Raw genomic sequence first — 12203 nt, 5'->3', positions numbered from 1 at the left:
CCCGGCGATCGCCGCCGCGGTACGACACGACCGCGTCAGCGCGTCCCGCGCAACGGCATCGTTGCGATCGCCGGCAGCCGGGACTGGCTGCGCTAGCGCGTGGCCGCGCCGATCGCCAATGCCACGCAGGCACCGAACACGGTGCAGGCCAGCATCGCCACCGCGCTGAGCGGGCTGCGCCAGCGCTGCCAGGGGAGCAGCAAGGTGCGACGGCAGGACATGGCGCGGCTCCGATCCAGTGACGTGGGCATGGCGAACATTGCGGAATCTAGCCAGCGCCCGTCTCAGCAGGCGCGAACGCGATCGCACAACCGCACGCCGGGGGCCGCCGCCCCCACGTTTGTTTACGAGACCGGCCACACCGCCGCCGTGATGGTCACGGCGCTGTCATGTGCACTGCCGGGTGCGTGCCGCATGCATCACGTGCCTGCGGCGGCCTGGCCGCGGTGTGCGGCACCCTGCCGGGCGGCCCGCGTCGCGCGCGGCCGCCGGCGGAGCGCGCTCAGTCCTGCAGCGCGCGCGCGTGGAAGGCGATGTGCTCGCCGATGAAGCTGCCGATGAAGTAGTAGCTGTGGTCGTAGCCGGGCTGCATGCGCAGGGTCAACGGATAGCCGGCGGCCTCGGCGGCGGCCTGCAGCAGCTGCGGGCGCAACTGCTTGTCGAGGAACTCGTCGCCACCGCCCTGGTCGACCAGCAGCGGCAGGCGCTCGCTGGCGCTGCCGATCAGCACGCTGGCGTCGTACGCCTGCCACTGCGCGCGGTCCTCGCCCAGGTAGGCGGTGAAGGCCTTCTCGCCCCACGGCACCTGCGTGGGCGCCACGATCGGCGAGAACGCCGACACGCTGCGGTAGCGGCCGGGATTCTTCAGCGCGATCACAAGGGCGCCGTGGCCGCCCATCGAATGCCCGCTGATCGCGCGCCGGCCGTTGTGCGGGAACTGCGCCTCGATCAGCGCCGGCAGTTCCTGCACCACGTAGTCGTACATGCGGTAGTGCGCGGCCCACGGCGCCTGGGTGGCGTTGACGTAGAAGCCGGCGCCCTTGCCCAGGTCGTAGCCCTCGGCATCGGCGACGTTCTCCCCGCGCGGGCTGGTGTCGGGCGCGACCAGGATCACGCCATGCTCGGCCGCATAGCGCTGCGCGCCGGCCTTGGTGATGAAGTTCTGCTCGGTGCAGGTCAGGCCGCTGAGCCAGTACAGCACCGGCAGCTTGCTGTGCTCGGCCTGCGGCGGCAGGTACACGGCGACCTGCATGCTGCAGCCGAGCACGGCCGAATCGTGGCGATAGACGTCCTGCCAGCCGCCGCAGCAGGCGTGGTGTTCGATGCGTTCCATGGGCAGTTCCGGGAGGGAAGAGGGCCTGCGACCGCGCGCGGCCGCAGGCGGAGATGCCGCGACGCGTCGACCGGCGACGCGCGCGGCAGCGGACGTCAGTGCAGCACGCCGTTCTTGCGCGCCACGTGGGTGGAGATCGCATCCATCAACGGCGGCGACAGGCAGTCGTACGGTTCCAGCTTCAGTTCGCGCAGGCGGTTGCGCACCCCGTCCATCGCCTCCGGACGCGTTCCGCTCTCGATGATCGAGGACACGAACGCCGCGAAGCCCGGCGCCGACCAGCCCTGCTGCGGCGACAGTTCCGTGTGCACGAAATCCAGGCCGTAGAACGGATGCTCGGTGTTCTCGATGCGGCCGTACATGTGCACGCCGCAGCCGGTGCAGGCATGACGGCGGATGGTCGCGCTCTCGTCCACCACCTTGAGCTTCTCCTCGTGCGCGGTCACCTTGACCTTGTCGCGCGCCACCACCGCCACCACCGAGAAGGTCGCGCCCTTCGGCTTCCAGCACTTGGTACAGCCGCACGCATGGTTGTGCGCGGTCTGCGCCCCCACTTCCACCACCACCTTGTCGCTGGCGCAGTGGCATTCCAGGGTACCGCCCTGGAAATGCTCCGCGCCGGCACGCACGCCGGCATCCACCGACGGATGAATCGTCACAGTACTCATCTTGCCCCCTCCCGGGTTCGTTGCGTCGCTGCAATGCGCGGAAACGGCCGCGCGCCGGACTGACCTGCGGTCAGAAGTGGATGACGGTGCGGATCGACTTGCCCTCGTGCATCAGGTGGAAGGCTTCGTTGATCTCGTCCAGCGGCAGGGTGTGGGTGATGAACGGATCGAGATCGATCTCGCCGTGCATCGCCTGCTCCACCATGCCCGGCAACTGGGTGCGGCCCTTGACCCCGCCGAAGGCGCTGCCGCGCCAGACCCGGCCGGTGACCAGCTGGAACGGGCGCGTGCTGATTTCCTGGCCAGCGCCGGCCACGCCGATGATGACGCTCTCGCCCCAGCCCTTGTGGCAGCACTCCAGCGCCGAGCGCATCACGTGCACGTTGCCGATGCATTCGAAGCTGAAGTCCACGCCGCCATCGGTCAGCTCGACGATGACCTCCTGGATCGGCTTGCTGTAATCCTTGGGGTTGATGCAGTCGGTGGCGCCCATGCTGCGCGCCAGCTCGAACTTGCCCGGATTGGTGTCGATGGCCAGGATGCGGCCGGCCTTGGCCTGCACCGCGCCCTGGATCACCGCCAGGCCGATGCCGCCCAGGCCGAACACCGCCACGGTGTCGCCTTCCTTCACCTTGGCCGTGTTGTGCACCGCACCGATGCCGGTGGTGACGCCGCAGCCGAGCAGGCACACCTTCTCCAGCGGCGCCTCGGGATTGACCACGGCCAGCGAGATCTCCGGCACCACCGTGTACTCGCTGAAGGTGCTGCAGCCCATGTAGTGGTAGATCGGCTGGCCGTTGTAGGAGAAGCGGGTGGTGCCGTCGGGCATCAGGCCCTTGCCCTGGGTGGCGCGCACCGCCTGGCACAGATTGGTCTTGCCCGACAGGCAGAACTTGCACTTGCGGCACTCGGCCGTGTACAGCGGGATCACGTGGTCGCCGACCTTGACGCTGGTCACGCTCTCGCCCACCGCCTCGACGATGCCGCCGCCCTCGTGGCCGAGCACCGCCGGGAAGATGCCTTCCGGGTCGTCGCCGGACAGCGTGAACGCGTCGGTATGGCACACGCCGGTGTGGGTGATGCGCACCAGCACCTCGCCCTGGCGCGGCGGTTCGACATCGATCTCCACGATCTGCAGCGGCTGGCCGGCTTCGAAGGCAACGGCGGCTCGGGATTTCATGCGCTTTCTCCTGGCTGAGGAAATGGGTGTGGGGTGCGGATCACTTGAGATAGGAGCGGACCAGCATGCCCATCTCGCGCACGCGCGCGGCGCGCTGCGCGTCGGAGCTGGCGGGATGGCCGAATTCTTCGCGGACGTGGGCTTCCATCACCTCCGACATCAGGCCGTTGACCGCACCGCGGATGGCGGCGATCTGCTGCAGCACGGCAGCGCACTCCGTTCCCTCTTCCAGCGCGCGTTCCAGCGCCTCGGTCTGGCCGCGCAGGCGGCGGATGCGGGCGAGGACGCGCTTCTTCTCGTGCGGGGTATGCGGCATGCGGTGAGGCCCAAGAACTATACTGGGGGATAGTATGCCGGCCGCCGGCAAAAGAAAACGGCCGCGTACGCCGCACCCCCGGCCCAGCCTGTGACGGACGCCCCGCCGGCGCAGGTGCCGGCGCATGGCAACGCGTGTCGGCACAGGACACGCGACGGCCATGATCCCGCTGCCAGCTCTCCCTATGATGGCCATGCGTTCACGCGCGTGCCCCGGATGCGGTGGCCACGTCCCTGAGCGCCCCCAGTTCCAGGCAGCCGCGGCCACGTCTAGACTGGGCGACTCCCGTGTGGCGGCCCTTCAAGATCGTGGACATGAAATCCTTCATTCTGGTCGTCGACGACGATCCGGATCTGCGCCGACTCATCAGCGAGTTCCTGAGCGACCACGGCTACCAGGTGGACACCGCCGAGACCGTGGCGGACATGCGCCTGCGGATGGCCGAGCGCCAGCCGGACCTGGTGATCCTGGACGTGATGATGCCCGGCGAGGACGGCCTCAGCGCCGCCCGCCAGCTCGCCAGCGAGCGCGGCGCGCCGGCGGTGATCATGCTCAGCGCGCTGGGCAGCGACACCGACCGCATCATCGGCCTGGAGGTCGGCGCCGACGACTACCTGGCCAAGCCATGCAATCCGCGCGAGCTGCTGGCGCGGGTGCGCGCCCTGCTGCGGCGCAGCCAGGCCACGACGCTGCCGCCGGAAGCGCGCGGCAACGTCTACGAGTTCGCCGGCTGGCGGCTGGACGTGATCCGCCGCGACCTGCGCGACCCCACCGGCATCTTCATCAACCTCTCCGACGGCGAGTTCGCGCTGCTGCGCACCTTCGTCGAGCATCCGCAGCGCGTGCTCAGCCGCGACCAGTTGCTCGACTATGCGCGCGGCCGCGACACCGAGGTCTACGACCGCGCCATCGACAGCCAGATCAGCCGCCTGCGCCGCAAGATCAACGAACGCGTGCAGACCGAACTGATCCGCACCGTGCGCAACGAGGGCTACATGCTGCTGCCGAGCGTCGCCCGCCTGTGAGCGCGTCCACGCGCGCCCGCCGCGGCGTGCCGATCTTCGCCCGCGCCTTCCTGCTGCTGGTGGTGGCGCTGCTCACCGCGCAGCTGATCGGCATCGCCCTGGTGCTGCGCACGCCGGTCTACGAGATGCCGGTGCATCCGCCGGAGGTGATCGCCCTGCTCAGCACGCGCATGCCGGCCGGCACCCAGACCCTGAAGGTGCAGGACACCGCGCATGCGCCGCTGCCGGCGCGCGACCAGGTGCGCGACCGCAACGCCGAACGGGTGATGGCGCACTGGCTGGACGTGGCGCCGGACCAGGTGCGTTTCTACCGCAACAGCGACGGCCGCCTGGAGCGCCTGCGCCTGCGCCTGGGCGAACACCCACCGCCGCCGCCGCATGCCGTCGCCGCCGACGACGATGCGTCCTTGCACGGAGCGATGCCGCCGCCGCACGGGCAGGAGCCGCCACCGATGATGGAACCGCCGCCCGGCGCGGGCGAGCCACCGCACGATGGCGCCTTCGGCGGGGCCATGCGTGCGTCGGGCTGGCGCGAGCGCGGCTTCGCGCCGGCGGTGCCACTGCTGGACGGATTCACCGCCGCGCTGCGCCAGCCCGACGGGCGCTGGCGCAGCGTGATGTCGCCGCCGCGGCGGTTCTCCAACGAATTCAAGACCCAGGTGGTCATGCTGTTCCTGGCCGGCATGCTGGCGATGCTGCCGCTGGCCTGGTGGTTCTCGCGGGCGCTGTCGGCGCCGATCCGGCGCTTCGCCGAGGCGGCCGACCAGCTCGGCCGCAATCCCGACGCGCAACCGCTGCGGCGCAGCGGCCCAAGCGAGATCGTGCAGGCGGCCGATTCGTTCAACGCCATGCAGGCGCGCCTGAACCGGCTGATCAACGAGCGCACGCACATGGTCGCGGCGATCGCCCACGACCTGCGCACGCCGCTGGCGCGGCTGGCGTTCCGCCTGGAGACGCTGCAGTCGCCGCTGCGCGAGAAGACCATGGCCGACATCGACGAGATGAAGGCGATGATCTCCGCGGCGCTGGACTTCATCCACAACGACAGCCGCCGCGGCAAGCGCTCGCCGCTGGATTTCCGTCTGCTGGTGGAAAGCGTGGTCGACGACGCCAGCGACACCGGCGCCGATGTGGTCCTGCTGCTCGGCGATGCCATCACCCTCGACGGCGATCCGCTGTCGCTGCGGCGCATGGTGATGAACCTGGTGGAGAACGCGCTGAAGTACGGCAAGCGTGCGCGCCTGCAACTGCGTCACGAGGCCGGCGAGTGCGTGCTGTGGATCGACGACGATGGCCCCGGCATCGATCCGGCGCAGCGCGAAAAGCTGTTCCTGCCGTTCTTCCGCGGCGAGAACTCGCGCAACCGCGATACAGGCGGCATCGGCCTGGGCCTGTCGGTGGCGCACAGCATCGTGCTGGCGCATGGCGGCCAGATCGCCCTGGACAACCGCCCCGAGGGCGGCCTGCGGGTCAGCGTGCGGCTGCCCTGCCACGCGGTCGGCGGCTGAGCCGCCCCGCGGCCGGAGCGCCGCACGCCGACCGGCTCAGTGCGGGTTGGGCTCGACAATCACGGCCGTGCCGTAGCACAGCACCTCGGTCAGGCCGGCCATCAGCTCGGTGGCGTCGTAGCGCACCGCGACGATGGCATTGCCGCCCATCTGCCGCGCGTGCTGCAGCATGTCGCGGTAGGTCTCCAGGCGCGCCTGCTCGCACAGTTGGGTGTAGATGGTGATATTGCCGCCGAAGATGGTCTGCAGCCCGCCCAGGAAGTTGCCGACGATGGAGCGCGAGCGCACGGTGATGCCGCGCACGATGCCCAGATTGCGCACGATGCGGTAGCCGGGAAGCTCCAGCGCGGTGGTCACCATCGCATCGTTGAGCGGCGAGGCCGCCATCGCGCGTGGCGGCGAGGAATTGTACGGATCGGTCATGGATGCCCCCTGTAGCGCCGGTACGTGGCTCCGCGGACCGCGGACCCGGCACGCGTGCGCTGGAACCGGCAGTGTTAGCACCGCAGGAAGAACGACGCAATCGCCAGGACCAGGCCGCAGATCCACAGCAGCAGCATCGCCACGACGCCGGCCAGGACGACCGCGACGCGTCGCCAGCGGCGCAGGCCGCGCGCGCGCCGCACTACGTGCACGCACAATCCAGTGCCCAGCACCACACCGGTGACGATCACGACCCACCCGAGCAGATCGACGAGCGGATCCTTCGGGCCAACGTCAGCCGGGCATTGGCTGGTCGCATGCGCGGATGTCATGCAGCCGAGCAACACGCTCAGAACGCCGGCCCTGCCGCGGCGATGGCGCCCCACGCCGCTGCCCACCTTCATGCAGGTCGCGGACCCGGCGCGAACGCGACCAAGCGTGGGCAATACGAAGGGGCTCGACATGCAACGGGGCTTCGCGGAACGCACAAAATGCCGTTCAACGGATCGGCAGCGTGGGGCTGCCGGCACCTGTCGATGAGGGTCGCCGAAACTCGGCCGTCACGGATCGCGACAGCAAACGCGCGATGATCCAGCCATGCAGGGCGACGAAGGCCGCCGCGAAGACCACGCCGATCGCCGCCATGGCCCACAGCATCGGGCGCATGTCCGGCGCGCCCTGCATCTGCGCAACAGCGAACTGCTTCTGCATGAACGCGATCATCTGCACCTGCACGACCGCGCCGCCCAGGTTCCATGCGATCACCAGCGACATGGCCGCGATGAAGCACCACCGCGCCCAATTCAACCGCCGCAGAAGCCCGATCGAACTCGCCAGGGTCCACGCCGGAAACAGCGCAGTCCCAAGAAAAAACCACCGAAAGTGGAAAAAAATGAAGGCGATCGTCGGCGGCATTCCTGGCGGAAACCTGTGCACCGCATCGGCGAACTGCACGTGATCGAACATGGCGAACACAACCAAGACCTGCATGATGCCGACCACCGTGCCGAAGCCAGAGAGTGCAATGAAGATCGAGGCCAGGATGGTGACAAAATTCGACCGCGGCGGTGCCTGATGCATACGTCCCCCTGAAGACGAGTCGACAATAGTGCCGCCTGGCCGCTCCCCGCGCCATCGCCTGCAGCCACATCCGATCGCCGAACGCTCTAACCGCGTCGCGCCATGCGCATACGTCGGTTACCGTTCTGCCGGCACGACGCCGCAACAGGCGAAACGGCACTCAGCGGCACCGTCAGGCGGCGTCGCCCGCGGCGACGCGCATCGCCTCAACGTCGCTGCGCCAGCGCCGCGGCATGACGCCCCAGCAACAGCGGCAGTGCGGTCTTCCGCCAGAACACCAGGCTGACGTACCCCGAGGACATGCCGCCATGGCTGAGGCGCGGCACGAACACCGACTCGACAGAGGCGTCGTCCAGCGCCGTGCCGACCAGGCGCGCGAAGGTATCGGTGAGCAGCGCCTCGCACTGCGCGGACGTCGCCGGCAGCGGCGCGCCGGTCAGGGTCGACGCCATCTCCTCCCACAGATACGGATCGCCACGGCCGCCCCATGTAGGGGGCTCGCCCTGGAACAGGCCCGCGATGTCCTCGATTGCGGTCACCGTCGTGCCTGCGTGCGGCGCGACGCTCAGTACGCGAACTCGCGGAACACGTGGTCGATGTCGCCCTGCCACGCGCCATGGTACAGCGCCAGCTTGCGCTCGGCTGCGGTCTCGCCGGCGTGCAGGATTTCCACCAGCGGTTCGAGGAAGCGCGATTCGTCCTGGCCGTCGCGGTTCAACCGCGCACGGCGGCGCAGGCCACCCAGGGCGATCTTCACCGCCTCGGCGGCCAGGTCCTGCACGGTGCCGGTGCGGAACGGCAGCTTCAGCGCCTGCTTCGGCACGCCATCGCGCAGGGCATGGCGTTCGACCAGGCTGAAATCCTTGACCAGGTCCCAGGCCGCATCCAGCGCCGCATCGTCGTACAGCAGGCCGACCCAGAACGCCGACAGCGCACACAGCCGGCCCCACGGACCGGCGTCGGCGCCGCGCATTTCCAGGTACTTCTTCAGGCGCACTTCCGGGAACGCGGTGGTCATGTGGTCGGACCAGTCGCGCAGCGTCGGCAACGCGCCCGGCAAGGCCGGCAGCCTGCCCTGCAGGAAGTCGCGGAAGCTCTGTCCGCTGGCGTCCACGTAGGTGCCGTCGCGATAGGAGAAGTACATCGGCACGTCGAGCAGATAGTCGACGTAGCGCTCGTAGCCGAAGCCGTCCTCGAACACGAAATCGAGCATGCCGGTGCGGTCGGCGTCGGTATCGGTCCAGATGTGCGAGCGGTAGCTGAGGTAGCCGTTGGGCGTGCCGTCGGCGAACGGCGAATCGGCGAACAGCGCGGTGGCGATCGGCTGCAGCGCCAGCGACACGCGGAACTTCTTGATCATGTCTGCTTCGCTGGCGTAATCCAGGTTGACCTGCACCGTGCAGGTGCGGGTCATCATGTCCAGGCCGAGCGAACCGACCTTGGGCATGTACGCCTGCATGATCTTGTAGCGGCCCTTGGGCATCCACGGCATCTCGTCGCGACGCCACTTCGGCTGGAAGCCCATGCCGAGGAAGCCCAGGCCCAGTTCGTCGGCGACCTGCTTGACCTCGTTGAGGTGGCTGCCCACTTCCACGCAGGTGTCGTGAATGGTCGGCAGCGGCGCGCCGGACAGTTCCAACTGGCCGGCCGGCTCCAGCGTCACCGAGGCGCCGTCGCGCAGCAGGGCGATGGTGTGCCCGCCTTCCTGCACCGGCGCCCAGCCGAAGCGGGTCAGGCCCAGCAACAGGGCCTCGATGCCGCGCTCGCCGTCGAAGGTCGGCGGCCGCAGGTCGTCCAGGCGGAAGCCGAACTTCTCGTGCTCGGTGCCGATGCGCCACTGCGCTTCGGGTTTTTCTCCGGAGGCGAGCACCTCGACCAGTTCGGCGCGGTCGGTGATCGGCGTCTCGGCAACGTGGCTGGGGCTCGACAAGGGCAGGACTCGCACGGCGGGTGAGGCGATGTGGGGGCCGGGCCCGGCCATCGCAAGGCCCGCACTATAGCCTGCCGGGGGTGAGGCCCATATCGCTACCGGCGGCACTGCAGCATTCCACGGTCGCGCAGCCGCGGCGTCGAGAGTGAGACGCAGCAAGCGCCCGCGGCGCCGGCTTCGGTAGGCTGCGGACTCTCTCACCGCCCGCGGCAGGCAACGCATGCGCCCGACCCACTCCGAACGCCATCGTACCGACCGCGCCGGCTGGCTGCGCGCGGCCGTGCTCGGCGCCAACGACGGCATCCTGTCCGTGGCCGGCCTGGTGGTCGGCGTCGCCAGCAGCGGCGCGTCGGCGGCCACGGTGTTGACCACCGGTATCGCCGGCCTGGTCGCCGGCGCGATGTCGATGGCCGTCGGCGAATACGTGTCGGTGCAGTCGCAGGCCGACACCGAGCGCGCTGACCTGGCGCTGGAACGCCGCGAACTGCACGAGGATCCGCAGAGCGAGCTGGAGGAACTGACCGCGATCTATCGCCAGCGCGGGCTCGATCCCGCCCTCGCCCGCCAGGTCGCCGAGCAGTTGACCGCGCACGATGCGCTGGGCGCGCACGCGCGCGACGAACTCGGCATCACCGAGAGCCTGCGTGCGCGCCCGCTGCAGGCGGCCGCGGCATCGGCGGCGGCATTCTGCAGCGGCGCGGCGCTGCCGATCGTGGCCGCCTGGCTGGCACCGGACGGCCGGCAACTGTGGGTGACCGGCGCGGCCACCCTCGTCGGCCTGTCGCTGACCGGCGCGCTGGCCGCGCGCGCCGGCGGCGCCTCGGGCCTGCGCGGCGCGGTGCGCGTGGTGTTCTGGGGCGCAGCGGCGATGCTCGCCAGCGGCGCGATCGGCCATGTATTCGGCGTGCACGTCTGAGCGGACGCACACCGTACTGGGTAACATCACCGGCATGGCCGACACCCGTTTGCCCGAAATGCAAGGCAAGCGCACGCCCGTCGTTCAAAACGGAACCTGACCTGGAGGACTGAAAATCAACACGGGCACCTTCGTCGTCGACCACATGGGATTTTCCGTTTCATCGCTGGAGGAGGCGATCGCGTTCTGGACTGAGGCCATGGGCTTCGAACTTGTCCGCACAGGCGAAATGGGCGGCGATTTCCTGCGCGAGGTGACGGGCGTCGACGATCCGCGTTGCCGCATGGTGCTGGTGGTCTCGCCTGCCGGCTTTCCCATCGAACTGCTGGAATACTCGACAGCCCGCACATTGGGCAAGACACCCGCGAGCGCTGGCGCGATCGGCGCAGCCCATCTTGCCGTCACCGTGACGGACATCGACGTGGCGGTCGCCAGGATCCAGGCGCAGGGATGGCACTTGAAAGGATCTCCGCGACCGATCGAGGCAGGGCCACGCACGGGAACCGTCGTTGTCTACGTCAGCGGGCCCGACGGGATCACCATCGAGCTCATGCAACCTCCCAGGTAAGCGTGGCTGACAAAACGATTGCGCAGTCGCCAGACCGGTGCGTGCAGCGCTCGAATCCTCATGTGCCACTTGGACACCGCAGTTGCTGTGCGCCGCACGCGCCCGCCTGGCGACTGCTCGCACCGTTTTGTCAGCCACGTTGAAACCTCATCCGGCATGGTGTGGAGCGCTCCGGTTCTTTCGATCGCCGCTGGCTGAACGTGTCTGATGCACGTTGAGGCGATATGCGTCGGCTGTCAGCGGCGCAGACGACCAACCCGCGGGAAGCGGCCTGTGGCACGCCGAGACCGGCAGTTTGCGGGGCCGGCGCCAGCGCAGTCGTGGTGGCCCGGCCGGCTGCGACATAGCAGCTTGGTGCTTTGCTCTGAGCGCGCGCGCGCCGCGCTGCGCTAGCATCACGGGCCATGGCCGACACCACCTCTTCCGACGCCCTGCTGCTGGCGCGTCTTTCCAGCCTGGCCGACTGCACCCAGGCCGAGGGCTACGCCTGCATCAGCGCCCGCCGCGAACACGGCGCGCGCTCGGTGGAGATCCCGCGGCCGCAGCTGGCGATCCTGCTGCAGGGCCGCAAGCAGGTGCGCACCGCCACGCAGACCCTGGACTTCGTGCCGGGCGATCTGTTCCTGGTGACCCGGCACTGCCGCATCGATGTGGTCAACATCCCGGATCCGCACAGCGGCCTGTACCTGAGCGTGCTGGTGCCGCTGTGCGAGGAAGCGCTGAGCGCCGCCCGCGTGCTGTGGAACGAGCCGCTGCCCGCCGCTGGCGCGGAACTGGCGCGCCTGCGTGCCGAGACGTTCGGCGGCACCCTGCTGCAATGGCGGCAGGCGCTGCAGGACGGCCGCTACACCGAGGCGCGGCTGGCGCTGGCGGCCCTGGTGGTGGCGCTGTGCCGGCAAGGCCACGGCGGCCTGCTGCTGCCGCCGGCGCCAAGCGTGGCGGCGCAGGTGCGCGAGCTGATCGCCGCACAGCCGCAACGCGGCTGGCGTTCGCGCGACATCGAAGACCAGCTGGGACTGAGCGGTGCGACCCTGCGCCGGCACCTGGCCGGCGAAGGCACCTCCTTGCGCGAGCTGCTCGCCGATGCGCGCCTGGCGCATGCGATGCAGCTGCTGTACACCACGCGCTGGCCGCTGAAGACGGTCGCCGCGCACGCCGGCTACCGCTCGGTGCGCAGCTTCAGCCAACGCTTCCAGCAACGCTACGGCCTGGATCCGGCGAGCATCGGCAATTGAGCCACGTCGGCGTTGAGCGCC

At 69.5% G+C, this 12203-nt stretch carries 15 protein-coding genes and 1 other RNA gene; 6 read left to right on the top strand and 10 right to left on the bottom strand.

Going from position 1 to position 12203, the window contains the following annotated elements; translation table 11 throughout:
• Nucleotides 1–92: 92 nt before the first annotated feature.
• From AC1G9L_RS05140 to AC1G9L_RS05120, 5 genes are all read right to left on the bottom strand, one after another.
• Complete coding sequence (locus tag AC1G9L_RS05140) at nucleotides 93–221, bottom strand: hypothetical protein (RefSeq protein ID WP_017916620.1); 129 nt, start codon at nucleotides 219–221, stop codon at nucleotides 93–95.
• A 281-nt stretch (nucleotides 222–502) separates the two neighbouring features.
• Nucleotides 503–1333, bottom strand: a complete 831-nt coding sequence (fghA, locus tag AC1G9L_RS05135; RefSeq protein WP_019799438.1) for an S-formylglutathione hydrolase — start codon at nucleotides 1331–1333, stop codon at nucleotides 503–505.
• Between the two features lie 95 nt (nucleotides 1334–1428).
• A complete protein-coding gene (gfa, locus tag AC1G9L_RS05130) occupies nucleotides 1429–2001 on the bottom strand; it encodes an S-(hydroxymethyl)glutathione synthase (protein ID WP_026143453.1) in 573 nt (190 codons plus the stop codon).
• 70 nt (nucleotides 2002–2071) lie between these two features.
• A complete protein-coding gene (locus AC1G9L_RS05125; protein ID WP_019799439.1) occupies nucleotides 2072–3181 on the bottom strand; it encodes an S-(hydroxymethyl)glutathione dehydrogenase/class III alcohol dehydrogenase in 1110 nt (369 codons plus the stop codon).
• A 40-nt stretch (nucleotides 3182–3221) separates the two neighbouring features.
• Nucleotides 3222–3497, bottom strand: a complete 276-nt coding sequence (locus AC1G9L_RS05120; protein WP_019799440.1) for a metal/formaldehyde-sensitive transcriptional repressor — start codon at nucleotides 3495–3497, stop codon at nucleotides 3222–3224.
• Between the two features lie 314 nt (nucleotides 3498–3811).
• On the opposite strand from AC1G9L_RS05120, the gene AC1G9L_RS05115 reads away from it, so the two are divergent.
• Both AC1G9L_RS05115 and AC1G9L_RS05110 read left to right on the top strand, forming a co-directional pair.
• Nucleotides 3812–4522, top strand: coding sequence for a response regulator (locus AC1G9L_RS05115; protein ID WP_209030781.1), 711 nt, complete (start codon nucleotides 3812–3814; stop codon nucleotides 4520–4522).
• Complete coding sequence (locus AC1G9L_RS05110; RefSeq protein ID WP_481070409.1) at nucleotides 4519–6030, top strand: ATP-binding protein; 1512 nt, start codon at nucleotides 4519–4521, stop codon at nucleotides 6028–6030. Before AC1G9L_RS05115 ends, AC1G9L_RS05110 begins: the two co-directional genes overlap by 4 nt.
• Before the next feature lie 36 nt (nucleotides 6031–6066).
• On the opposite strand, the gene AC1G9L_RS05105 is transcribed toward AC1G9L_RS05110, so the two are convergent.
• The 5 genes from AC1G9L_RS05105 to AC1G9L_RS05085 form a co-directional block, all read right to left on the bottom strand.
• Nucleotides 6067–6453, bottom strand: a complete 387-nt coding sequence (locus tag AC1G9L_RS05105) for a YbjQ family protein (protein WP_010344561.1) — start codon at nucleotides 6451–6453, stop codon at nucleotides 6067–6069.
• Between the two features lie 74 nt (nucleotides 6454–6527).
• The gene (locus tag AC1G9L_RS05100; RefSeq protein ID WP_019801158.1) at nucleotides 6528–6857 is read right to left on the bottom strand and encodes a hypothetical protein; all 330 of its coding nucleotides are present in this window, start codon (nucleotides 6855–6857) and stop codon (nucleotides 6528–6530) included.
• Between the two features lie 94 nt (nucleotides 6858–6951).
• Entirely contained in the window at nucleotides 6952–7533 is a 582-nt protein-coding gene (locus tag AC1G9L_RS05095) for a hypothetical protein (RefSeq protein WP_019801159.1), read from the bottom strand.
• Between the two features lie 206 nt (nucleotides 7534–7739).
• Complete coding sequence (locus AC1G9L_RS05090) at nucleotides 7740–8072, bottom strand: hypothetical protein (protein WP_019801160.1); 333 nt, start codon at nucleotides 8070–8072, stop codon at nucleotides 7740–7742.
• Nucleotides 8073–8098: 26 nt separating this feature from the next.
• A complete protein-coding gene (locus AC1G9L_RS05085) occupies nucleotides 8099–9463 on the bottom strand; it encodes a glutamate--cysteine ligase (RefSeq protein ID WP_019801161.1) in 1365 nt (454 codons plus the stop codon).
• Between the two features lie 220 nt (nucleotides 9464–9683).
• Between AC1G9L_RS05085 and AC1G9L_RS05080 the strand changes: the two genes are divergently transcribed.
• The 4 genes from AC1G9L_RS05080 (at nucleotide 9684) to AC1G9L_RS05065 (ending at nucleotide 12182) form a co-directional block, all read left to right on the top strand.
• On the top strand, nucleotides 9684–10379 hold the full coding sequence (locus tag AC1G9L_RS05080; RefSeq protein ID WP_481070408.1) for a VIT1/CCC1 transporter family protein: 696 nt from the start codon (nucleotides 9684–9686) through the stop codon (nucleotides 10377–10379).
• Nucleotides 10380–10524: 145 nt separating this feature from the next.
• Nucleotides 10525–10947, top strand: coding sequence for a VOC family protein (locus tag AC1G9L_RS05075; RefSeq protein WP_019799920.1), 423 nt, complete (start codon nucleotides 10525–10527; stop codon nucleotides 10945–10947).
• Between the two features lie 60 nt (nucleotides 10948–11007).
• Nucleotides 11008–11083, top strand: a non-coding RNA gene (locus AC1G9L_RS05070) — sX9 sRNA.
• A gap of 268 nt (nucleotides 11084–11351) precedes the next feature.
• Nucleotides 11352–12182, top strand: coding sequence for a helix-turn-helix transcriptional regulator (locus tag AC1G9L_RS05065; protein ID WP_481070407.1), 831 nt, complete (start codon nucleotides 11352–11354; stop codon nucleotides 12180–12182).
• The last annotated feature ends 21 nt before the right edge of the window (nucleotides 12183–12203 follow it).

The sequence above is a fragment of the Xanthomonas sp. NCPPB 1132 genome, from assembly GCF_056629235.1.
Note: the sequence above shows the minus strand (reverse complement) of the source record. Positions and strands in the feature narration are given on the sequence as shown.

What these genes read in the sequence shown, in the direction of transcription:
- AC1G9L_RS05140 (WP_017916620.1), bottom strand. Translation starts at nt 221, where the DNA reads ATGTCCTGCCGTCGCACCTTGCTGCTCCCCTGGCAGCGCTGGCGCAGC.
- fghA (WP_019799438.1), bottom strand. Translation starts at nt 1,333, where the DNA reads ATGGAACGCATCGAACACCACGCCTGCTGCGGCGGCTGGCAGGACGTC.
- gfa (WP_026143453.1), bottom strand. Translation starts at nt 2,001, where the DNA reads ATGAGTACTGTGACGATTCATCCGTCGGTGGATGCCGGCGTGCGTGCC.
- AC1G9L_RS05125 (WP_019799439.1), bottom strand. Translation starts at nt 3,181, where the DNA reads ATGAAATCCCGAGCCGCCGTTGCCTTCGAAGCCGGCCAGCCGCTGCAG.
- AC1G9L_RS05120 (WP_019799440.1), bottom strand. Translation starts at nt 3,497, where the DNA reads ATGCCGCATACCCCGCACGAGAAGAAGCGCGTCCTCGCCCGCATCCGC.
- AC1G9L_RS05115 (WP_209030781.1), top strand. Translation starts at nt 3,812, where the DNA reads ATGAAATCCTTCATTCTGGTCGTCGACGACGATCCGGATCTGCGCCGA.
- AC1G9L_RS05105 (WP_010344561.1), bottom strand. Translation starts at nt 6,453, where the DNA reads ATGACCGATCCGTACAATTCCTCGCCGCCACGCGCGATGGCGGCCTCG.
- AC1G9L_RS05100 (WP_019801158.1), bottom strand. Translation starts at nt 6,857, where the DNA reads ATGAAGGTGGGCAGCGGCGTGGGGCGCCATCGCCGCGGCAGGGCCGGC.
- AC1G9L_RS05095 (WP_019801159.1), bottom strand. Translation starts at nt 7,533, where the DNA reads ATGCATCAGGCACCGCCGCGGTCGAATTTTGTCACCATCCTGGCCTCG.
- AC1G9L_RS05080 (WP_481070408.1), top strand. Translation starts at nt 9,684, where the DNA reads ATGCGCCCGACCCACTCCGAACGCCATCGTACCGACCGCGCCGGCTGG.
- AC1G9L_RS05075 (WP_019799920.1), top strand. Translation starts at nt 10,525, where the DNA reads ATGGGATTTTCCGTTTCATCGCTGGAGGAGGCGATCGCGTTCTGGACT.
- AC1G9L_RS05065 (WP_481070407.1), top strand. Translation starts at nt 11,352, where the DNA reads ATGGCCGACACCACCTCTTCCGACGCCCTGCTGCTGGCGCGTCTTTCC.